Below are 21,654 nucleotides of genomic sequence, written 5' to 3' on the forward strand. Positions count from 1 at the left end.
AGTGTTTCCATTGGCGATATGAAACTGATACCACCAACCGTAATTTTCTGCCTATTGTTTTGCGCCTGTGCCGGTGGGAATATTAAAATAAAGATTCGTCCTGACCTATCAGGAGATTTGGTTTTATACCAAAAAAAAATAACCAAAAAGCCTTCGGGACTTTTTTTTGGCTCTGGTCTTGCGCCAGCGGGGGAATTAGAAATTTCCATTAAAGAAAGAGCTTACAAATTCTCTAATTATACGCATATCCTTCCGCCAGGATTTCGATTCATTGAATTTACCGAAGACAATACTCGAGAAATCCAATTGGTAGTGGATACTAGTATTTCGTCTCCTCTATTAAAGGCACTAGAAATCAACAAAACAGAAATTGATTCTATTTTGACTGAAGCAAAACTCAGGGATGATTTACTGCGGTTTAACACTTTGGTTGAATTCATTCAGTTTGAAATTCAATTTCCTTTTCCGATAAGGAAGGTGAAATTTGCCGAACCGAGAACTCCTGGGGAATGGACAGCAAGGTTGGATAGTCCTGATAAGATGGTTGTGAACGTTCCCTTACATTCCGTTTGGTTAAATGAACACCAACTAACAACGATTCAAATATTTCCAGATTCTAATTAGATTTGTGAAAATATTTTGAATTTAAGTTTTGAATGATTTCTTTTAATGCGAGTCTTCTTTCTTTTTGGTCGGGAAGGATTTCTTTTAGATTCCTTCTCATTTCAAAAATAGTTTCCATGAACTCATAATCTTCCTCTGGTAGAATTTCTTCAAAAAGTTTACGAAGTGTGGAAGATACTCCTGCAAACTTTCCATCGGTAGATATAGCAAATTGAATCGGGCCGATGAAAACACTGGAAGAAGAATAAAAATCGCAATTTTTTGGATCATCCACTGAGTTAACCCAAATGCCTTTTTCTTTAGCAATTTTACGAAAGTATAGGTTAGTTTCAGAATCACTTGTGGCTAAAAAAATAATATCCCGAAAGTTAAGGTCTTCTTCTCTGACCGCTCGTTTTTCTATGGAAATATTCGGATATTTGTTTAAAAAAGTTTTTACCTCATCACTAAATTCAGTGGAGATCACCTGCAGGTTAGCACCAGTAAATTCTAAACCATAAAGTTTTTCCAAACATGCATTCCCACCACCTACGATAAGTATATTTTTGTTTTCTAGGTTTAGGAAAATGGGGTATTTTTTATAATTCATTTTCTAAAAGACTAATCAGAGTTTTCTTTTCCATTTTTTCTTCTCTGTTTAGGAGTGGGCGTAAAGCTTCTCCCACATAAAGAATTCCAGGGCCAGAAGTTTGTTTTGTTATCCCATCTAACGATATTTCTGCGAGAGTAGAGGACGTATATGTAGGATTTCCTCTCCCTACGTTTTCTGCGAGTACAATGGGAGTTGTATCCTTGATCCCTTTTTGAATTAATCTTTCTGCCAGTTCCTTTGTTTTTTTACTTCCCATGAGAATGACAATTGTCCCAAGAAAGTTTTCCATACCCATCCAACTGCGTTCGTCTTCCAAAATCGTATGTCCATCTAAGATGATGATCTGTCTGGAAATCCCCCGAACCGTAAGCGAGATCCCTAGGTCTGCTGTGCCAGCGGTCACGGAACTCACACCGGGAACCACTTCAAAGGGGATTCCCAAAACTTCCAAACTTTGAATTTCCTCAGCGAGCCTACCAAAAACAGCTGCATCGCCACCCTTCAAACGGACAACCCGTTTTCCTTCTTTTGCAAATTCCACTAGAAGATGATTGATCTCCTCTTGGGTTCTGGCATGTTCGCCTGCGCGTTTTCCAACGTAGAGGATTTGTGCGTTTTCGGGAAAAAGTTCTAAATATCCTGGATCGAGGAGGGCATCGTAAAGAATGACCTCTGCTGATTCGATTCGGTTTCGGCCACGAAGGGTCAAAAGGTCGATGGGGCCTGGGCCGCCGCTTACAAAACTGACAAATCCCTGTTCTGTCTTATTGGAGGACATATCTGTTATACCTTGCGATATCGCTAGAAATAGTCAAGTGAATGGCTAATAATTTCTACAAAATCTCCATTTTTTTGGTTTACTCGGGGCATAACTCTGGGAAAAGATTCAATTTATCAGACTTTTTGGATGTTTTACTGGAATCCAAATCGAAAATAGGTTTTTATGTTATCCGATGAGAAACGCAATCGATTTTTACAATTACTGAAGGAGTCTACCAAAGACGAGTGGGTTTGGATGTCGGGCTATTTGGCTGCTTTGACCCAACCAAGCCTTGCGGGCAGTAGTGTGGATGTATCCATCACACCTCCTGTGAGCATTGATTCTGGAACTGATCCTTTACATGGAAATTTAAAAACCCAACCCATCCAATGCAGTGTGGTTTACGGAACAGAAACAGGAAATTCCAAAAAACTAGGAACAGAACTCGTTAAAAAATTAAAGGAACTTGGGGTTTCGGCAAAACTTAAAAGTACAGACACTTATAAAGCCAAAGACTTAAAAGAAGAAGAGTATTTATTCGTGATTGTTTCCACACATGGAGATGGAGAACCACCTCAAGCAGCAAAACCTTTTATTCAAATTTTAAAAGATACAAAAGATTCTTTATCAAAAGTTAAATTTGCCGTGCTTGGGTTAGGTGATACTAGTTATCCACTTTTTTGCCAAACAGGAGAAGATGTTGATTCCCTGTTGGCAGGACTGGGTGCGGAACGCATTCAAACCTTAGGTAAATGTGATGTAGATTTTGAGATCGTTGCCAAACCTTGGATGAGTGAGCTCATCTCTAAAATCAATGCTCATTCTAAAACAGCAACCACACAAACAACAAAACCTGGACAAAATCCGGTTACGAAACCGGCTTCAGGTGGGAAGGTTGTTTATGAGGGAACCGTTGTAACAAATATAGTTTTAAATGATATTGGAGCAAGCAAATCCACAAGACATATTGAAATCAAAACACCAGTTCCTGTTGACTATTTACCAGGGGATAGTGCTGGATTTCTTGCATACAATCGAGATGAAGAAATTTTACGTATTTTATCTTTATTACAAGTAGATCGTGAAACTCGCCTTACTTATAAAGGGGAAACATGGATGGCGTACGATTTATTTCGCAAAAAAGTATCCATTCGTTTTTTACCAGATAGAGTGATTCAAAAGTATGCAACACTTTTTGGAAAAGAGATTCCTTCTGGCAAAACTGATTTGGATGTTTTATTAACTCTCTACCCATCGGAAACTAAATTAGAGATTCAAACACTTGTAGATATTTTAGAGCCAATTGTTCCTAGGTATTATTCCATTGCTTCTAGTCCGTCTGCTCATGGGGAAGATGAAGTTCACCTAACCGTTGCAGAAGTTGAGATTGAAACATTTACCGGAATCAAAACTGGTTTTTGTTCTGGATTTTTATCAGATTTAAAAGAGGGAGATACTATTCCTTTTTTCATTCAGAGAAATCATTCCTTCCGTCTCCCAAACCCCGATACAGATATTATTATGATTGGACCAGGAACAGGAATTGCCCCATTTCGTAGTTTTTTGTTTGAAAGGGAACAAAATGCGGGTAATGGAAAGAATTGGTTATTTTTTGGAGAAAGAAATTTTGTCTCCGATTTTTATTACCAAACAGAACTTTTGGAGCTTATGGATACAGGAGTTTTACATAAACTAAATACTGCCTTTTCCAGAGATACTAAACAGAAAGTATATGTGCAGGATCGTATGGGAGAAAATGCAATGGAACTTCTGAAGTGGATAGAAAACGGTGCAGTGATTTATCTTTGTGGGTCAAAAGATCCAATGAGTAAAGATGTCGACCGCAAACTCATTGAAATTTTATCAGAAAGAACATTTGATACCGGTAAAGATGCTTCTGATTATCTAAAAGAATTAGAAGAGGCCGGTCGTTATATTAAAGACGTTTACTGAGGTAATCATGGCAGAACAAAAAAAAGAAACACTCGCAGAAAAAGTAAAACGCCTCAGCAGAGGACTTAGAGGAACTCTGGCTGAAAGTTTAAAGGATGAACACACTGGTTCTTTACGGTCTGATGACCAACTATTACTTAAATTTCATGGAATGTACCAACAAGATGACAGGGATCGTCGAGAAGAACGTGCGGCAAAAAAATTAGAACGTTTGTATTCCTTTATGATTCGTTTACGGATTCCTGGTGGGATGATTGGTCCTGTACATTGGGAAGCCTTACACAATGTCGCTGGTGAAAACTCGACTGGAACCATTAAAATCACTACTCGACAAACCGTACAACTTCATGGGATTTTAAAATCAAAAATCAAACCGACAATCAAAGCATTTGATTCCGTTTTTTTGGATTCGATTGCGGCTTGTGGTGATGTGAATCGTAATGTTACTTGTACATCAAACCCTGCCACAAGTCCCTTACACAAGGAAGTATTCGGATATGCTGGCGAAATCAGTCGTTCACTATTACCAAAAACTAGAGCTTATTATGAGATTTGGCTCGATGAAAATCTTTTGGCAGAAAAAGAAGAACCAGAAGATCCCTTATACAAAGATGTATACCTTCCGCGTAAGTTTAAAATTGCGATTGCGATCCCACCTTACAATGATGTGGACCTTTTCACAAATGATATAGGCCTCATTGCTATCATTGAAAATGGACAACTCATCGGATTTAACGTGGCAGTGGGTGGGGGACTTGGAACCACTCATGGAAATCCAGATACATACCCGCGAGTGGGAACTGTGTTTGGCTTTATTCCTAAAAAGGATATACTAAAGGTAGTCTATGAAATCGTGACAGTCCAGAGAGATTTTGGAAATAGGGAAGATCGAAAACTTTCCCGTTTAAAATACACTCTAGACCGTTTAGGTGTTGAGTTCTACAAAAGGGAAGTCGAAAAACGAGTCGGTATCAGTTTTGAACCTGCAAAAGATTATCAGTTCACACAAAGATCCGATGATTTTGGTTGGAAACAAGACGCGGCAGGTAACTGGCATTATACTGTATTTGTGGAGAACGGCCGCGTTTGTGATGAACATGGTTATAATTTAAAAACAGCACTTTTGGAAGTTTCTAAAACACGAAGAGCTACATTTCGTTTTACTTGTAATCAAAATCTTATTTTATCTGATATATTTCCAAAGGATAAAGATCTCATTGAGTCCATACTTGTAAAATTTGGAGTTCATCGTAAAACGGCGGAAGTTTCACCGATTCGAAAAAATTCAATTGCTTGTGTTGCGCTTAATACTTGTTCTTTGGCATTGGCGGAAGGGCAAAGATACCTTCCTAGTCTCATTGATAAAATTGAACCTATCCTTGGAAAACATGGGTTGGCAGAGGAACCTGTTTCCATCAGGATGACTGGTTGTCCGAATGGATGTGCAAGGCCATATATTTCAGAGATTGGCCTTGTGGGAACTTCTTACGGAAAATACAATCTACACTTAGGTGCGGATGCGGAAGGATACCGACTCAATCGTAAATATAAAGAAGATTTAGACGAAGCAGGTATTTTATCAGAACTTGATGGACTCTTTGGAAGGTTCTCGAAAGAAAGAAATTCCAAAGAATCTTTTGGAGATTATATCAATCGAATTGGAATCTTAAATTAAGATTCCAATCCTTTCGAACTCTTGTTCCAATAAGTAGCAATGGTGGCACCGGCAATCAGGTGCCAAATTCCCCACCGTGCACAAATCATAGCCATTCCACCGAGGCCATCAAAGAAACTAAAAACAATAGCAAGACCAAGACTTGAGTTTTGAATTCCAGTTTCTATCGCTACAGTTTTCCGATCACTGAGCGGTAATCGGAAGATTTTGGCCAAATAGTATCCAAGAGAAAGTCCAGCAAGGTTCATCACGAATACAAGACCAAAGAGAAGGTGGATGTATTCTTTAAAAAATTTCCAGTTAGTTGCAAGAGCACCCACGATAAAGAAAGCGAGTAGTAAAATGGAAATCCTTTGCACAACTCGTTTCACTGTATGAGTTAATTTGGGAAATAGTTTTTGGAATAGAATTCCTATTATCAGTGGGACAATCAGGAGCACGGTGATGGAAACCAAAATTTCATAAGGGCTTACTGAGATTGACTTAAGGTATTCTCTTGTGACGGGAAGTAAATTCCCCCAAAAGAAAAATCCAATAGGAGTCAGAATAAAAGCAAATGCAGAAGAAAACGTTGTCAGACTCACAGAAAGCGCTAAGTTTCCTTTTGCCAAATGTGTGAAAAAGTTAGACATATTCCCGCCAGGACATGCTGCCACAAGCACCATTCCAAGAGCAAGGCCTGGGTGTGGGTTTATCACCCAAATGATGAGAAGGGTGGCAACTGGTAACAATATGTATTGGCTAAATAGACCAACAAACGCCGGTTTAGGGTAACGTAAAAGTAGTTTGAAGTCTTGGAGTTTTAATTCCAAGGAAATTCCAAACATAATAAAACCAACCAGGGCATTGATTAAATAGACTGAATCTTTGTTAAAGTTGAGACGAACTGAATTGATATCCATTTAATCAGACCATCCTACAAGGATTCTTCTTGGCCCAGTGAAGGGAAGCCTTCCATGAGAAACGGATAAGTTGTCAATGATGAGTACATCTCCCGTTTGCCAAGGAATGGCCACTAAATGTTTCCAAAATACATCGGATATAGATTTCATTTCTTTGGCCGAAATTTCTTCTCCATTTCCATAAGTCACATGAACATCGTGAGATTCTGATCCAGAAATTCGTTTGATGGTTGTTAAAAGAGTGAGTAGAAGTGCTACACCAAGAGAACGAATTGTTTTTTGTTTTTTGAATATTTTCCATACTTCACTAACAGCTGCTTGGTAATGAAAAGTTTGGGAATGGTTATGCCATGCAATGGTTTTTGTTTCTGGATGAATTCGAAATCCCGATTGTTCATTGGTAATGGTTAAGGAGTCTTTTCCAAACCAATCTAGATGAAATCTATTTTGCTTTGATATCTTTTTTACTTCTTCTAAGTCTGTGGTTCCAAACATTTCATCCCAACGTTTTGTTTTCCATAAAGAGAACCTTGCTTTTTTGGATGGACCATCATAACGTCTTCTATAACGAATCCCGTGTTTCTCTATTTTTTCTCTGATCTTTGGATTTATCTCTTTATAAATTTCACGAAGATCGGTGAGAGGAGTTTCACCACCCGTTTCGGAGGCTTTTTCCGCATAAAAAAATAAAAGTTTCGGTGGATGATCAAGAAAACTCATCTCTGCATGTTGCATGATGGGGTAGTGGGGAGGGAGTTCACTTGCAGTAAACACATGTTTGACGACCTGGTCTCTGGGAGAAGTTCCTAAATAAAATTCACCGAGTTTTTTTTCCCCAGTTGCAAAGAGGATGGATTGGAAGTCGGTTGCTTCATGAATAGGAAAACCACGAAATAGAATGGCCCCATAAGTCTTTAGGTCCTCTCTCCATTCTTTCTGGTTTTGCCTGACCCAATCGAATAAATCTTGAACTTCTCTCTCTTCCTTTGGTTCGTAAACGACAGGGAGTTTTGTCTCCCCGATAAATGATTTGCGGATCCATTTTGTTTGGGTAGCGGTAGATTGAGTCATAATACTGTCACTTTAGCGAAACCGGCAGTATTAAATCAAGAAAAAATCTACTATATTGAACTAAATTTCTACAATAACATGCCGGCCGCTACTGTTTGGTTAGTACCTTCGTCCACTAAAATGAAACTTCCGGTTCCCCTAATTTTGGAATAAGGGTCATAGGCCACGGGTTTAGCTGTTCGGATGGTCACTTTTCCAATTTCATTTAAGGCTAGGCTATCTTGTATTTTCTTTTCATGTGTACTTGTTTCCACTCGGTATTCCAAAGAACGAATGGATGCTTTGACAGCATTGGTCGTTTGGCGGAGTAAATACTTCGAACCTGGAGTCATTGCCTTTTGGTCCATCCAACAAATATGAGCTTCTAAATCTTGGGAACTGGTCGGCTCCTTGCCACTGACTACTAACATGTCCCCACGACTCACATCAATTTCATCCTCCAAGCGAATGGTTACTGACATCGGTGCGTAAGCTGTTTGGATTGAACCAGCATAAGTATCAATTGCTTTGATTTTTGAATTTAGGCCACTGGGTAAAACTGTTATAGAATCACCTACGGTGAAATGGCCGCTACGAATTTGTCCCGCATAACCTCTGTAATCATGGTATTCTGCCGTTTGAGGACGAATTACATTTTGCACAGGAAATCTTGGGGCAGGTGATTCTTCTTCTGTATGAATTTCAATTTCTTCTAAAAATCCAAGGAGCGAATTACCTTTCCACCAAGGCATAGAGGTTGATAGATCTACGACGTTGTCTCCATTCAGTGCTGAAATGGGAAGGAAGTGAATGGATTTTAAATCTAAGTCCTTGGCAAATTCTAAATATTGTTTTTGGATATTTAAAAACACATCTTCAGAAAAATCGACTAAGTCCATTTTATTGACACAAACTACGACATAAGGAATTCGAAGGAGAGATACAATATAGGAGTGGCGGTATGTTTGTTCGATGACTCCTTTTCTAGCATCAATTAAAATGATCGCAAGATCAGAGTTAGAAGCACCAGTCACCATATTTCTTGTGTATTGGACGTGCCCCGGTGCATCGGCTATAATAAACTTTCTTTTCGGTGTTGAAAAATATTTGTAAGCAACATCGATGGTGATCCCTTGTTCTCTTTCTGCTTTTAACCCATCCGTGAGAAGGGCTAGGTTGATTTGACCATTGACCTGTCCTGCTTTTTCGATAGCTTCTAGTTGGTCTTGGAAAATGGATTTACTATCATATAACAATCTTCCAATGAGCGTTGATTTTCCATCATCCACACTACCTGCTGTGATAAAACGTAAAATATCCATTAAAAGTATCCGCCTTTTTTTCTATCTTCCATTGCTGCTTCGGAACGTTTGTCATCCAATCGAGATCCTCTTTCTGTCGTTCTCGAAATTTGAATTTCACGAATGATATCATCAATTGTATTGGCTTCTGATTCTACGGCCGCCGTACAAGTCATATCTCCCACAGTTCGGAAACGAACGGTTCTTGTTTCTACTTTGTCTGTATTGTCTAAGGAGATGAACTTTGATACTGGAAATACTAAGTCTTCTCGCCATACTATTTCTCTCCTGTGAGAAAAATATAAAGAAGGGAGTTCAATATTTTCTTTTCGAATGTATTCCCAAACATCAAGTTCGGTCCAATTGCTAATTGGGAACACTCGAACGTTTTCTCCAATATGGATTTTCCCATTATAAATATTCCAAAGTTCTGGGCGTTGGAGTTTTGGGTCCCAAGATCCAAACTCATCTCTTACAGAAAAAATTCTTTCTTTAGCACGGGCTTTTTCCTCATCCCGACGAGCCCCACCAATACAAGCATCAAACTTAAACTCTGCAATCGTATCGAGTAGTGTCACTGCTTGGATGGCATTACGACTAGGAAACTTTCCTTTTTCTTCGACAGCTTTTCCTTGGTCGATGGAATCTTGCACATAACGAACAATCAGTTTTTCACCAGTTTTTTCTGCTAAATCATCTCTGAATTTAAGCGCCTCATCAAAGTTATGCCCTGTGTCGATGTGAACCAGAGGAAAAGGAAATTTTCCAGGTCGAAAGGCTTTTAATGCTAAATGCACTAAACAAATGGAATCCTTTCCTCCTGAAAACAGAAGGGCAGGTCTTTCGAATTGTGCTGCTACTTCTCTTAAAATATAAATGGCTTCCGATTCTAGTTGGTCTAGATGGGAAAGTCGATGCAAATCGGTCATATTGGTATTATCCTTTTTTCGGTGTGAGTTTGCCATCTACCCAGTGTAAACCGCACTCTTTTTTAGATTCTTGTTCCCACCACCATCGGCCAGCACGGAAATCTTCTCCCGGTTCAATGGCTCTGGTACAAGGAGCACAACCAATGCTTGGAAAACCTTTGTCGTGTAAGATATTGTATGGTACATTATGTTCTCTGATATACTTCCAAGTATCTTCAAAGGACCATAAAAGTAGTGGTTGGTATTTGATTAAATTTCTTTGGGGATCTGATTCGAAAATTGACATTTCGGTTCTAAATCCTGATTGGTCTTTTCGTAGACCTGTCACCCAAACTTCTGCGCCTTTTAAAATAGCATCAAGAGGAACAAGTTTTCGGATACGACAACATTCCTTTCTTAAATCTTGGGAATCATAAAAGGCATTGGGACCATTCTGTTCCACAAAGTTTTGGATTTCTTTTTCATTTGGATAAAAGGCTTCAATTTTTGCCCCATAACGAACGTTTGTTTTTTGCCAAACATCATAAGTTTCTTGGAAGAGGCGCCCCGTGTCCAATGTCGCAATCCGAATTTCGATTTGGTTTGTTAGAATGGCATGAGTGATGGCTTGGTCTTCCAGGCCAAAACTTGTAGTGAAGACAACTTTTCCAGGAAAATCCAGACTGAGTTGCCGTAATCCCTGTTCCAGGGAGAGGGTGGTATAGGTTTCTGTCAAAACTTCCAAATTTCCCATTTTTTCCAATCCTACCGTCCAATGTTTTGTATATTGGACGATTTGTAAACTATATTAGCGGAAAATATTAGATAGAGAAGTCTTCTACGTAAACTTTTGCTTTTTTAATCCTCAAATAGACCGTCTCTCCAGGCAAAAGGTTCAAAAGACGGTAGGTTTCCTGTTCGAGTACTGATTCGATGAGAGTTCCCGTGTCGACTCGTTTTAGCTCCACCCGCACATTCCTTCCCGTGGAATGGATGTATTGGATTTCGGCAGCGATCCCTTGGTCAGATTCCCGAACGATTTCCACGTCGTAAGGACGAACATAGGCTACGGCCACCGATTCTTTTACATCTTGGTGTTCTGTGCTATCGAGGGCTAAATTTCCAATTTTTGTTTTTCCTTCTTCGATCCTTCCATGAAAGAGATTCACATCTCCAAGGAAATGAAACACAAAGGGAGACTTGGGTTTGTTGTAGACTTCGTCAGGGCTTCCCACTTGTTCTAATTGGCCATGATTTAAGATAACTACACGGTCACTGACTTCCAATGCTTCTTCTTGGTCATGAGTGACAAAAACGCTTGTTATGTGAATTTCATCATGGAGACGACGTAACCAGTTTCTTAATTCCTTTCTCACTTTGGCATCAAGGGCACCGAAAGGTTCATCCAGTAATAAAAATTTTGGTTCGATCGCAAGGGCACGGGCTAGGGCCACTCGTTGGCGTTGGCCTCCGGACAATTCGTGAGGGTAACGGTTATGGAATTTTTCTAATTGGATGAGGGTGAGGAGTTTCGAAACTTTTTCCTGAATTTCTTTTTTAGAAGGTCGCAGATTTTTTGGTCTCACTTCTAATCCAAAGGCTATGTTTTCCGCAATGGTCATGTGGCGAAAGAGAGCATAATGTTGGAAAACAAATCCCACTTCGCCATTTTGGATTTTGGATGTGGAAAGGTTTTCGCCTACAAACTCCACCTTTCCAGAAGATGGTTCTTCGAGACCTGCGATGATCCGAAGTAAGGTGGTTTTTCCAGATCCAGAGGGTCCAAGGAGGGCTACGAGTTCTCCGTCAGGGATCGTAAGGTTTACATCTCTTAGAGCGGTGAACGACCCAAAGGTTTTATTGACATGATTAATTTCAATTGGCATGGTTCTTACTCGCAGTTCGTTTTTCCAAAATCAATTTAAAGATCAGTGTGAGAAGAGAGAGAAACACGAGTAAGGTGGCACAGGAAAAGGCACCCACGGAATCAAACTCATTGTATAACATTTCAATGTGGAGAGGAAGAGTAGTTGTTTTTCCACGGATATGCCCACTTAAGACAGAAACCGCTCCAAACTCACCCATAGCCCTTGCATTACAAAGGATGATCCCGTATAACAAACCCCATTTGATATTGGGGAGAATGACTCGTCTGAGGAGTTGGAAAAAACTAGCACCCAGTAACATTCCTGCTTCCTCTTCTTCTCTTCCTTGGCTTTGCATTAAGGGAACTAGTTCCCGGGCTACAAATGGGAAAGTAATGAATACTGTGGCAAGGATAAGGCCAGGTGTATTAAAAACTATTTTGATTCCATGTGTGGAAAGAAATTCTCCAAAGTAACCTTGCCTTCCGAATAACAATAAAAAGATGAGCCCCGAAACCACAGGAGAAACGGCAAAGGGAGAATCAATGATGGTGACTAAAATATTTTTCCCAGGGAATTGAAACCTAGTGATGGTAAAGGCAGCAGTTACACCAAAGATTGTATTTAAAATGACAGAGACAACTGATACTTTAACGGTAAGTCCAATCGCATAAAGGGCATATTCGCCGGTAATGGATTCGATATACTTTGTATACCCTTCGGAAAATGCTTCGGAAAACACAGTGTATATGGGTAATATGAGAATGATCCCTGCAAAACAATAAGCCAAAAACACTAAGAAAATGGGCAAAATTTTGATTTTCATGATAATTTTTTCGATGCCCGTTCTTGGAGTAAATTGATAAGAAACATAAAAACAAAAGATGTGAGTAACATTACAAGTGCAATGGAAGTTGCTTTTTCGTATTCGTATTGTTCGAGTTTGGTGACAATGAGAAGGGGAAGAATTTCTGTTTTTCCAGGGATGTTTCCTGAAATAAAAACAACAGACCCGTATTCCCCGATACTCCGAGCAAAAGCCATTCCTGTTCCTGCAAGAAGGGAAGGCCAAAGTTCGGGAAGTAAAACTTTATAAAAAGTTTGGAAGGGGGTAGCACCAAGACAACGGGCACTTTCCTCTAATTCCTTTGGTAATTCTTCAATCACAGGTTGGACAGTTCGTACCACAAATGGAAATCCAATAAAAACAAGAGCGATTACAATCCCGATCGGTGTATAGGCAATTTTAATTCCCCACTTGTCAAAAAAAGATCCGATGATTCCATTTTGTGAATAAATAGTCGTGAGAGCAATTCCTGCCACAGCAGTCGGTAAGGTAAACGGTAAGTCGATTAAGGTATCTAGCAATTTTTTAAAAGGAAAGTTGTAACGGACTAAAACCCAAGCAAATAAAAATCCAACAAAGAGATTGATGAGGGCAGAAATAAAACCCACACTGAAACTTAAAAAGAGTGCGGAACGAATTCTTTCATCTGCAAACACTTCTAGAATTCCTGAAACTCCAATCCCAAGAGAATGGAAAAAAAGTCCTAGAAGCGGAATGACGACAACAGCGGACGAATAAAAAACAGTCAGCCCTAAACTGATTCCAAAATGTAATTTTTTATACGGCCGTGTTTCTATAAGCATATTTTACTTAGTTTTGTAGATGGCATCAAAGACACCTGCATCTGCAAAATGTTTTTTCTGTGCAGAATCCCAAGTTTCCCCTAAATCGGATAGGGAAAATAATTTTATATTGGGAAATTCTTTTGCAGAAGCTTTTGATACTGCGGCATCCGTTGGTCTAAAAAAATGTTTTGCGATGATGGATTGTCCTTCTTTGCTATAAAGAAACTCTAAATAAGCTGTAGCTTTTTCCAAATTGCCTTTTTCAGTCGCAGTTTTGGTAACAACAGCCACGGGAGTTTCCGCTTTAATCGATTCAGATGGATATACTACTTCTAAAGTGTTTTTACCTGACCTTTTTTCTTCATCTAAAGATAGTTTGGCTTCATTTTCCCAAGTGATGAGTACATCACCAATCCCTCTTTGGACAAAGGTAGTTGTGGATCCGCGAGCTCCTGTATCAAGAACCGATGTATTTTTGAAAAGTGCCTTGATAAACTCGGTTGCTTTTTCATCCGATTTGTATTTACGTTTGGCAAATCCATAAGCGGCCAAATAATTCCAACGAGCACCACCGCTGGTTTTTGGGTTAGGTGTGATGATCGAAACTCCAGGTTTTACGATGTCGTCCCAATCTTTGATTTTTTTTGGATTGGATTTACGTACTAAAAATACGATGGTTGAGTAGTAGGGAACACTATTGTTAGGGAGTTTTTTTTGCCAATTCGCATCAATTAACCCTGATTTGGTGGAGATGCTGTCAATATCGTAGGAAAGCGCAAGACTCACAACATCAGCATCCAGTCCATCAATGACCGCACGTGCTTGTTTCCCGGATCCGCCGTGGGATTGTTGGATGGCAAAATCGTTTCCTTTTTTGTTTTTCCATTCTTTTAAGAAAGCTTTATTGATTTCCTCATACAATTCTCTTGTGGGGTCAAAGGACACATGGAGGAAAGTGCCTTCACTTGCGAGTGTGGAGAAACTCATCACACCCAAGAAAATGCACAATATGGCAGAAATTTTTGAATTTAGGTTCGAAATACGGGTAAACTTTTTCATTTTTGTGCCCTTTTGTTTAATAAATCAGAATCATCCTCCAATTTAGCGGATATTTGTCAAGCGAAATTTATTTCGTAAAACTCTCTGATTTGGCCTTTCCGACATAAACCGGAAAAGGAAGAAGATAATTCTCTAAAGGTTATCTGGGGAAGTTCGATCCTTAAGGGAGAAGGCACCCTATGAACGTAAAAGCCCCAAACCAAAACGTAATTCCATTCCCGAAAGTTGAAGGGAAGTCTTCCCTGCCCACCGGTTTCGAAAACCATGCAGCGGCAGTGCGGGAAAGTTTTGGAGAAATTTTGGAACGCGAGTTTCAGGTGCACACCGAAAAAAAACAAACTGGCTCTGAATACAAAACCATTGGGAGAGAGAAAGAAGAATCTTCCTCTGCAGAAGTATCTTCACATGAAGGGACCACAAAACAAGAATTAAATTCTGTATCTGAATCGCAAAATGATAAAACCGTTTCTAAAGAATCTGCTTCTATTGAAGAATCCGAAGAGACTGAGGAAGAAGAAGATTTAGACCGCGATGCTTTGGAATATAGCCTTGGACTTGTTGCAACTCATGCAGATTGGGACCGGACTTTAGTTCCTGCCAACCAATTGAATGAGATGACAGTTAAGGAAAAAACAGTTTTACTTTCCTTACAGAAATCTGCAGAAAAAACCACATCCTATTCTCCTAAAGAGGGAACCGCTTTTATTGATGAAGCAAAAAAACTTGCAATGAGCTTTTTTCAAACAGAAAAAGGATCCAAACCAAACGAACCAAATTCCATTAAATCACAAATTAATTTGGAAAAAGATTCTAATTTAGTTCTCTTTCCTAAAGCGGAAAAAAAATCCTTAGAAAATAAAAAGACAAACGAAAAGTTAGAATCTGTAGGTGTGAAAAAAGAATCCATTCATACCGGTTCCGTTGTTTCTGATTTTGTTTTTGCCAAAGGGAAAGAAGTAAAAGTCGAAGGAAAAGAAATTCTGACGGAACATTCTGTTCGTAAAGTTGACGGAAAAATAAAAACAAACAAACAAACTAAAAACGGATCTGAAACTGGAGAGATTTCCTCCGAACAAGAAAAGTCGAGCCAAACAGTAAACTCAGATAAAATGATTCGTTCTCTTGGTGTCAAAGATAAAGAGTTTCAAAAACAAGATTCTAAAGTACACACTCCTTCTGAAAAACAAAAACAGACAGAAGCTTCGTTTATTCCTAATATTCAAAATTCCTCATCCTCTAAATCGGGAGAAGAGGGTGGCCGTTCTTTTGAAGAACGTGGCTCTAAACAAGGTTTTTCATTGAGTTCTTTCGAATCTAAATCAATGCAAAAAACAGAAGACATTCGTTCTTTAGAAAAACAGGCAAAACCTAAAGAAACAAACCTCAAACAAAACATTGATGAACTTATCAAACAAGCTCGGTTTGATATTGTTCAAAATGGTAAGTCAAGTGCCGAAATCATCATGAATCCAAAAGAGTATGGTCGGCTTACCTTGAAAGTCACTGTAGATGGGGATAAAGTGGAAGGCAGAATCCTTGTGGAATCGGAAGAACTTCAGAAGTCTCTTCAAAACGAAATCCAAACTATTAAAGAAAACTTAAAAGAATCTGGTCTCGACTTACAGGCGCTCATCGTTGATTTATGGGATGATGGAAGTGGCCTTACTGATCGAAGAGAACAAAATGAACTCTACCAAACAATGGTGGATGCTGCCAAGTTCCGTAATACTGAAAACAATTTAGGTTTAGATGAATCTTTAGACTTACTAAATTCACCTGTTTTTGAAGAAACGAAAGCATATGAGTTTTTTGCATAAATCATTAGGAAATATAGAAAAATAGAGGACCCCATGCCAGACGGAATGCAAGATATATCTACACAAAATTCAGCTAGAACCAAATACTTTGAAGGTGATAGAACCTTTAATATTCGTAAACATTTGGATCAGTTAGAAAAAGAAGAAACTAGTGGGCTTAAAGGAATCGAAATTCGTGAGAAACAAAAGGAACTAGGAAAGGATGATTTTTTAAAACTCCTTCTCACGCAACTTTCTCACCAAGACCCAACAAACCCAGTGCAAGATAAAGACTTTATCGCACAAATGGCGCAGTTTTCATCTCTCGAACAGATGAAAAATATTTCTTCTGGGATTGCCAGAATGGAATCTAAACAAAGTTATTCGGTAGTTGGAAAAATTGTTTCGGGACCAGACTTAGTTACTGGTGAAGATGTGACAGGACTTGCGGGTGCCATCATGTTTGACAATGAAGGGAAAACTTATGTGCGTGTGAATGGAAGAATGCTTGATGTTGCAAAAATCAATTTGATTTCTGATCCATCACTACTCAAAGCAGAACCAGAATTCCAACGTCATACTGAAGTTCCGAATAATACATTAAAAAAACAAGAAGCTTATCAGGATTAATCAAAAATGGTCGATAGAAAAAGAGAGGATATAACGTTATGATGAGATCACTTTACTCCGGAGTTTCCGGATTGAAAAACCACCAAGTAAGAATGGATGTTATTGGTAACAACATCTCCAACGTGAACACACACGGTTTTAAAACGGAGCGAGTTACCTTCCAAGATATGATCTCGCAAGAGTTACAAGGTGCGTCAGAACCAAACGAAAGGATCGGGGGAACAAACCCGAAACAAGTCGGTCTTGGTTCCCTCATCGCTGCTATCGATAAAATTATGACCCAAGGTGCTTTGCAAACTACAGGAAAAAATACTGATGTTGCCGTCTCTGGTGAAGGTTTCTTTGTTGTGAAAGACGGAGACAAACAATTTTATACTCGTGCCGGTGCTTTCAACGTAGATAAAAACGGATTTTATGTAAACCCTGCCAACGGATTAAAAGTACAAGGTTGGAATTCTCGTTTGGATGATAGTGGAAATAAATACATCAACTCCGCCGGATCTTTGGAAGACATCATGATTCCTCTTTACTCCAAAGAACCTGCTCGTGCGACTCAAAACGTAGACTTTCAATCCAACCTTAATGCAAGTGTTGCGGCAGTTCCCTCTGATGCAACAGAAGAAGACATCCAACGTTATATCAATGATCCAGATCCTCGTCAAAGAAGAGGCCATGTAACATCCATTAATGTATATGATGAACTCGGAAACACTCGCCAAATGGGTGTTGAGTTTTACAAAATGAGAGAGAACGTATGGAAAATGCGTTTCAAATTGGAAGACGCAAGCCAAGTTTCTGTGGATGTCAGCGGAACAGGTGGAGAAAACACACAAGTTTCTGGAAACCAAGAGCTCGAAGTATCCTTTACTCCCGATGGAAAAATCATTTCTGTTTCTGATGGAGTGGACTCGCAAACCACAGGAAAACTCAAAGCAGATATTTCTTTTCGCATTCCCGGAAACCCAACGGCACAAAAATTCAGTTTGAATTTGGGAGAAGCAGGTCTTGTGGGTGGAATCACTCAGTTCTCTTCTGATTTTACAACCAAGGCTGTGAAACAAGACGGATACCCAATGGGATATATGGAATCTTTTTCCATCGATAACACAGGAACTGTGACGGGAGTATTTTCCAATGGAGTGCGCCAACCACTCGCAAGGATCGCTCTTGCCAACTTTACAAACCCTGCCGGTCTCAATAAAGAAGGGGATACAATGTATAGTTACTCTCTGAACTCTGGGGATGCAAACATTGGGGAAGCAGGAAGCCAAGGTCGCGGAAAAATCAATGCGGGACTCCTTGAGATGTCAAACGTGGACCTTTCTGACCAGTTTACGGATATGATCGTAACCCAAAGGGGATTCCAAGCCAACTCCCGAACCATTGTGACATCTGACCAGATGATCCAGGAAGTTCTAGGTCTCAAACGATAAGAATGGATTCCTAACGGGGGAAACCCCGTTTTTTCCTTGAGTTCTGCAAAATTCTAAGAAAAATAGGTCAAACCAAACTTTTTAGAATTAACGAAACTTGTCCCGCTTTCAAAAAAATACCCTCCTCACCTTTATCCTTCTGGCATTTATCGCCTATGCTCCGTTATACTATTCAATTCGCAATGCGATCAAAAAAGAGACTTTACCTATAACTTACGATTCCCCTGAAACAGTTTCCTTTTTTAGTTTAGGTGACTGGGAGATTATTGGAAAAGAATCAGATTCCAAAACCACAAGGATTCTTTCTGAACTCATTGACTTTGAATTTCAAAAAGTTACGAGAGCCGTTTATCTTGGAAAAGACAATTCACTCTCTGAGGCTAAAAAACAAAGATCAAATTTTGTTTTATTTGGGGCATTTGAGTGGAAAGAAAACGGGATCGAATTCACTCCTCGTTTAAGTTCAGTGGAACAAAAATCCACATATTCTGGTAAACCTTTTTTAGTTCCCTATGAAGAACGAGGGAAACTAGTTTCTGTTATTTATAAATCGCTCTCTCATCTTTTGGATGAAACCATTCGATTGCATCGTTTGATCAAACATAGCCCCGAATGGAAATTTCCTTCCGAAGAGGAGTTCCTTTCTGAGTCTGAATTTGTTAGGTTATCGGAGTATGATCCTAACTTTACGTTGGAAGAAAAAAACTCTCTATTCAAATCTCTGGAGTTTCCTTCTGAGTATTTACAATTTATCAAAATTAAGTTAAGTTTAGAAAAAAGAACCGAGGATTCGTTAAAAGAAATTTGGCGAAATGTGGGAGGAAATTCTACTTTATCCGCCTACACAAAGTTCTATGTAGCAAAGAATATTGCGGAGTTTTATTTCGCAATAAAAGAATTCGGCAAAACCATTGAATATGCGGCCGCTGCCAGAAAAGAAAGAGAACTTCTGAAATCGGTTTTCCATAGTGATTATGCTGATATCCTTTCTTTAATTGGAAAGTCTTTAGTATTGGATGGAAAAAAGGAAGAGGCAGTTTATTACTTAACTTCTGCAAGAAAACTTTATGAAACCTTGGGTCTACTATCTGATCCTATCTCAGTAGAAAATTCTTATTTTTACGGGCTTTTGCTGTATGACCTTTCGCAAGCAGAACTTGGTTCCTATGAACTTTCCTCCATTCGAGACAAATTTAGAGGAATCGATTCCCTCTATTTGGATTTTAATTTGGCAAAGGTATATTATGATTTGGGTCGTTATGAAGCAGCCTTGTCTTTGTTACAAAACCAAAGAAAAATCATAATGAATGAAGGTTTTGCCAATCACGATATTTCTTTGTATTCTTATAATCTATATGCGGCATCACTTTATAAATCGGGAAAGTGGAGTGTTGCAAAATCAGTATGGGAATCTCTTGTTACTGCTAAATCCATCTATGGAATTGAAGAAAAACCTTACCATAGATATGCTCTATATAACCTTGCGGTTCTTTCTAAACTTCGAAACAATCTGGAACAAACCGAAACGTATTACAAACAATACGTAAGACTGTCGCCATTTGGACAAATTGTGGAATTACCTTCCACGGACCGTTTTGAAATTGGCAAGACCATTTATCCTCATACTTGGGAACCTATCAGTCCTAATTCTTTTACGGAGTTAGAAGAAAGAACCATCAGGTCATATACAGGTCGTTATTTGTTTAATGGCCAAGATGAAGAAATTCGTGCAAGAACCTATGAAAATAGATTGGAAGACACTAATTTGTTTTTGGATGATTTGTTAAATGCAAATGCATTTCTTTCGAAACCAATGTCAACGTTACGCAAAACTTTGTTTGGTGACTTAAATCGATTTGAAAAAGGAAATCAAATTGTATTTTTTGATATTGGTCCTGCTTTAAACCATCCAGAGTATCCAGGTGTCACTTCTCTTGCGGTAGCTAAACATTTTTCGGGAATGGAAGTTGTATTATGGGAGTTACCTGGGGAAGTAGATTTGTTTTTAAAGAAAGTAAAACCTGAATTAAAAGACAGGCTTTATGCTTTTCCAAACATTCGGATTCTTTCTGCGGATGGGGTGGGTGAGTTTAAAACTGTTTATTCAGATCCCAACAATTGGATTTTAAGAAATCGCCCTATACCGAATTTAAAAGGCAAAACCATCATCATTCGCGCAGCTAACTCCATTGATATCTATGAGCCATATACAAAAATCCTACCCCATTTCCAAAATATCGGAAAAGAACTAAAACACAATCCTATCCTTTATTTTTTCAACCGAAGTATTTTATTAAAACCAGCTGGGAAAGAAAAATTTATCCTAATTGGAAACCAATCCATCAGAGGGTTTCATCATAACTTTCAAAGTTTAGATCGTAACGGAGAACCTCCTTATTCCATACTTCCGTTTACTGTTTGTGAGGAGGTAAACTTATGAATTTATTTGAAACAGAATTTCTATTTTGTATATTATCTGGTTTCTTTTTATTTCATTCGATCTTAAGAATCTCTGATGAATGGAAACGCAGAGAATTAATTTTTCATTGGACCACAATCACAGGGTTTGGATTTTTTATAACGGAATCTCTTTTAAAATGGGGGATCCATTCTGACATTTGGAACACGGATTCTATTTTTGGTTATATCACGAGAAGTAATTTATTACTTTTTTTATCTTATGTAGCCTTAGAAGAGAGGGTGTTTACTTTAAAACCAATACAGAGGTTTTTTGTATCTGTGTTTTTATACCTTTTTTGGGTGGGTGTTCTTTTTGGGATTCAATTTTTCCAAACCATAATCCTTGTCCAAGATAATACTTTCATTTTACCGTTTTCGATTGCCCTGGGAGCTTTTATTTGGTCCAGGGAAATGTTTTGGCGTTTTGAAAAAGACGGTAATTCTGAGTTAGGTGGGGATTCGGTTCAGTTAGTTTATTTGAGTTTTTTGCCAGCAGCGTTTTTAATTTTGTCACCTTGGAAGTTTGAAGTCAGTTTTTACACAAAAGTAGCAAACATATTTTTATATGGAATCGCATCTCATATTGGATTTCAATTGGTTTCAAAATTTAAAAAAGAATCGGTAACAGCGGAATCGGAAATCGGAATTTGGATTGGTGCCATAACTTTCTCTTCCTGTTTAGGAGCAGAGATCCTTATCATTTTACCTTTAGCCTTTCTTTCTGGAATTTTTGGTAGATTGTTATATGCGTATCTGTCCTCTTTATCTTGGTCAGAACCTAGCCTACGGGGAGTGATTTCATTCCTCTTTCCATCGTTTTTGGGAATTTTCCTTCCATTTTTACTGACAGAACCTAAGGACTGGGTCCACTCACCCTATGTATTGTTAGGGGTTCAAACATTGTATTTTTTGAGTTTTTATTTGGCGGGCGCTTTTAGTTTTGGGATTATCCTCTTAAGCAAACAAAAGTAAGTTTCATTTGTAAAAAAACAATCGACAGTCGATTTTTTCATG

The 21,654-nt window shown here is 38.7% G+C and carries 19 protein-coding genes; 8 read left to right on the forward strand and 11 right to left on the reverse strand.

The window, feature by feature from the left end; genetic code table 11:
• Window positions 1-18: 18 nt before the first annotated feature.
• On the forward strand, window positions 19-624 hold the full coding sequence (locus tag ND811_RS17730; RefSeq protein WP_265353321.1) for an LBF_1134 family protein: 606 nt from the start codon (window positions 19-21) through the stop codon (window positions 622-624).
• Here the strand turns inward: ND811_RS17730 and ND811_RS17735 are convergent.
• Entirely contained in the window at window positions 617-1,213 is a 597-nt protein-coding gene (locus ND811_RS17735; protein WP_265353322.1) for a precorrin-2 dehydrogenase/sirohydrochlorin ferrochelatase family protein, read from the reverse strand. The two genes, ND811_RS17730 and ND811_RS17735, sit on opposite strands and share 8 nt — an antisense overlap.
• Complete coding sequence (gene cobA / locus ND811_RS17740; RefSeq protein ID WP_265353323.1) at window positions 1,203-1,994, reverse strand: uroporphyrinogen-III C-methyltransferase; 792 nt, start codon at window positions 1,992-1,994, stop codon at window positions 1,203-1,205. The genes ND811_RS17735 and cobA overlap by 11 nt, the downstream gene beginning before the upstream one ends.
• Before the next feature lie 165 nt (window positions 1,995-2,159).
• On the opposite strand from cobA, the gene ND811_RS17745 reads away from it, so the two are divergent.
• Window positions 2,160-3,929: a diflavin oxidoreductase gene (locus tag ND811_RS17745; RefSeq protein ID WP_265353324.1), complete on the forward strand. Its 1,770-nt coding sequence runs from the start codon at window positions 2,160-2,162 to the stop codon at window positions 3,927-3,929.
• Between the two features lie 7 nt (window positions 3,930-3,936).
• Window positions 3,937-5,604 (forward strand): NADPH-dependent assimilatory sulfite reductase hemoprotein subunit, encoded by a 1,668-nt coding sequence (locus tag ND811_RS17750; RefSeq protein ID WP_265353325.1) that lies wholly within the window; start codon window positions 3,937-3,939, stop codon window positions 5,602-5,604.
• Here ND811_RS17750 and ND811_RS17755 read toward each other — a convergent pair.
• From ND811_RS17755 to ND811_RS17795, 9 genes are all read right to left on the reverse strand, one after another.
• Window positions 5,601-6,506, reverse strand: coding sequence for a bile acid:sodium symporter family protein (locus tag ND811_RS17755; protein WP_265353326.1), 906 nt, complete (start codon window positions 6,504-6,506; stop codon window positions 5,601-5,603). The two genes, ND811_RS17750 and ND811_RS17755, sit on opposite strands and share 4 nt — an antisense overlap.
• On the reverse strand, window positions 6,507-7,577 hold the full coding sequence (locus tag ND811_RS17760) for a TauD/TfdA family dioxygenase (RefSeq protein ID WP_265353327.1): 1,071 nt from the start codon (window positions 7,575-7,577) through the stop codon (window positions 6,507-6,509).
• 68 nt (window positions 7,578-7,645) lie between these two features.
• A complete protein-coding gene (locus ND811_RS17765) occupies window positions 7,646-8,878 on the reverse strand; it encodes a sulfate adenylyltransferase subunit 1 (RefSeq protein ID WP_265353328.1) in 1,233 nt (410 codons plus the stop codon).
• Window positions 8,878-9,786, reverse strand: coding sequence for a sulfate adenylyltransferase subunit CysD (cysD, locus tag ND811_RS17770; protein WP_265353329.1), 909 nt, complete (start codon window positions 9,784-9,786; stop codon window positions 8,878-8,880). Before cysD ends, ND811_RS17765 begins: the two co-directional genes overlap by 1 nt.
• A gap of 7 nt (window positions 9,787-9,793) precedes the next feature.
• Window positions 9,794-10,519 (reverse strand): phosphoadenylyl-sulfate reductase, encoded by a 726-nt coding sequence (locus ND811_RS17775; RefSeq protein ID WP_265353330.1) that lies wholly within the window; start codon window positions 10,517-10,519, stop codon window positions 9,794-9,796.
• Between the two features lie 67 nt (window positions 10,520-10,586).
• On the reverse strand, window positions 10,587-11,651 hold the full coding sequence (locus tag ND811_RS17780; RefSeq protein ID WP_265353331.1) for a sulfate/molybdate ABC transporter ATP-binding protein: 1,065 nt from the start codon (window positions 11,649-11,651) through the stop codon (window positions 10,587-10,589).
• Complete coding sequence (gene cysW, locus ND811_RS17785) at window positions 11,641-12,456, reverse strand: sulfate ABC transporter permease subunit CysW (protein ID WP_265353332.1); 816 nt, start codon at window positions 12,454-12,456, stop codon at window positions 11,641-11,643. Before cysW ends, ND811_RS17780 begins: the two co-directional genes overlap by 11 nt.
• The gene (gene cysT, locus ND811_RS17790; protein WP_135743523.1) at window positions 12,453-13,280 is read right to left on the reverse strand and encodes a sulfate ABC transporter permease subunit CysT; all 828 of its coding nucleotides are present in this window, start codon (window positions 13,278-13,280) and stop codon (window positions 12,453-12,455) included. Before cysT ends, cysW begins: the two co-directional genes overlap by 4 nt.
• Window positions 13,281-13,283: 3 nt before the next feature.
• Window positions 13,284-14,321: a sulfate ABC transporter substrate-binding protein gene (locus tag ND811_RS17795; protein ID WP_322113236.1), complete on the reverse strand. Its 1,038-nt coding sequence runs from the start codon at window positions 14,319-14,321 to the stop codon at window positions 13,284-13,286.
• A gap of 179 nt (window positions 14,322-14,500) precedes the next feature.
• Between ND811_RS17795 and ND811_RS17800 the strand changes: the two genes are divergently transcribed.
• The 5 genes from ND811_RS17800 to ND811_RS17820 all read left to right on the forward strand — a co-directional run bounded on the left by ND811_RS17800 (window position 14,501) and on the right by ND811_RS17820 (window position 21,612).
• Window positions 14,501-16,138, forward strand: a complete 1,638-nt coding sequence (locus tag ND811_RS17800) for a flagellar hook-length control protein FliK (protein ID WP_265353333.1) — start codon at window positions 14,501-14,503, stop codon at window positions 16,136-16,138.
• A gap of 33 nt (window positions 16,139-16,171) precedes the next feature.
• Window positions 16,172-16,747 (forward strand): flagellar hook capping FlgD N-terminal domain-containing protein, encoded by a 576-nt coding sequence (locus ND811_RS17805; protein ID WP_238777599.1) that lies wholly within the window; start codon window positions 16,172-16,174, stop codon window positions 16,745-16,747.
• A gap of 38 nt (window positions 16,748-16,785) precedes the next feature.
• Window positions 16,786-18,180, forward strand: a complete 1,395-nt coding sequence (gene flgE / locus ND811_RS17810) for a flagellar hook protein FlgE (RefSeq protein WP_135743527.1) — start codon at window positions 16,786-16,788, stop codon at window positions 18,178-18,180.
• 97 nt (window positions 18,181-18,277) lie between these two features.
• Window positions 18,278-20,620 carry a tetratricopeptide repeat protein gene (locus ND811_RS17815; protein ID WP_265353334.1) on the forward strand — a complete coding sequence of 781 codons (2,343 nt, stop codon included), beginning with the start codon at window positions 18,278-18,280 and terminating at the stop codon, window positions 20,618-20,620.
• Window positions 20,617-21,612 carry a hypothetical protein gene (locus ND811_RS17820; RefSeq protein ID WP_238777602.1) on the forward strand — a complete coding sequence of 332 codons (996 nt, stop codon included), beginning with the start codon at window positions 20,617-20,619 and terminating at the stop codon, window positions 21,610-21,612. The genes ND811_RS17815 and ND811_RS17820 overlap by 4 nt, the downstream gene beginning before the upstream one ends.
• Window positions 21,613-21,654 lie beyond the last annotated feature (42 nt).

It is taken from the genome of Leptospira soteropolitanensis (assembly GCF_026151655.1).
Lineage (GTDB): Bacteria > Spirochaetota > Leptospiria > Leptospirales > Leptospiraceae > Leptospira_A > Leptospira_A soteropolitanensis.

Coding starts and splice junctions, on each gene's coding strand:
- ND811_RS17760 (WP_265353327.1), bottom strand. CDS start 7,577: ATGACTCAATCTACCGCTACCCAAACAAAATGGATCCGCAAATCATTT.
- ND811_RS17775 (WP_265353330.1), bottom strand. CDS start 10,519: ATGGGAAATTTGGAAGTTTTGACAGAAACCTATACCACCCTCTCCCTG.
- cysD (WP_265353329.1), bottom strand. CDS start 9,786: ATGACCGATTTGCATCGACTTTCCCATCTAGACCAACTAGAATCGGAA.
- ND811_RS17820 (WP_238777602.1), top strand. CDS start 20,617: ATGAATTTATTTGAAACAGAATTTCTATTTTGTATATTATCTGGTTTC.
- cobA (WP_265353323.1), bottom strand. CDS start 1,994: ATGTCCTCCAATAAGACAGAACAGGGATTTGTCAGTTTTGTAAGCGGC.
- ND811_RS17745 (WP_265353324.1), top strand. CDS start 2,160: ATGTTATCCGATGAGAAACGCAATCGATTTTTACAATTACTGAAGGAG.
- ND811_RS17795 (WP_322113236.1), bottom strand. CDS start 14,321: ATGAAAAAGTTTACCCGTATTTCGAACCTAAATTCAAAAATTTCTGCC.
- ND811_RS17800 (WP_265353333.1), top strand. CDS start 14,501: ATGAACGTAAAAGCCCCAAACCAAAACGTAATTCCATTCCCGAAAGTT.
- cysT (WP_135743523.1), bottom strand. CDS start 13,280: ATGCTTATAGAAACACGGCCGTATAAAAAATTACATTTTGGAATCAGT.
- flgE (WP_135743527.1), top strand. CDS start 16,786: ATGATGAGATCACTTTACTCCGGAGTTTCCGGATTGAAAAACCACCAA.
- cysW (WP_265353332.1), bottom strand. CDS start 12,456: ATGAAAATCAAAATTTTGCCCATTTTCTTAGTGTTTTTGGCTTATTGT.
- ND811_RS17730 (WP_265353321.1), top strand. CDS start 19: ATGAAACTGATACCACCAACCGTAATTTTCTGCCTATTGTTTTGCGCC.
- ND811_RS17750 (WP_265353325.1), top strand. CDS start 3,937: ATGGCAGAACAAAAAAAAGAAACACTCGCAGAAAAAGTAAAACGCCTC.
- ND811_RS17765 (WP_265353328.1), bottom strand. CDS start 8,878: ATGGATATTTTACGTTTTATCACAGCAGGTAGTGTGGATGATGGAAAA.
- ND811_RS17755 (WP_265353326.1), bottom strand. CDS start 6,506: ATGGATATCAATTCAGTTCGTCTCAACTTTAACAAAGATTCAGTCTAT.
- ND811_RS17735 (WP_265353322.1), bottom strand. CDS start 1,213: ATGAATTATAAAAAATACCCCATTTTCCTAAACCTAGAAAACAAAAAT.
- ND811_RS17780 (WP_265353331.1), bottom strand. CDS start 11,651: ATGCCAATTGAAATTAATCATGTCAATAAAACCTTTGGGTCGTTCACC.
- ND811_RS17805 (WP_238777599.1), top strand. CDS start 16,172: ATGCCAGACGGAATGCAAGATATATCTACACAAAATTCAGCTAGAACC.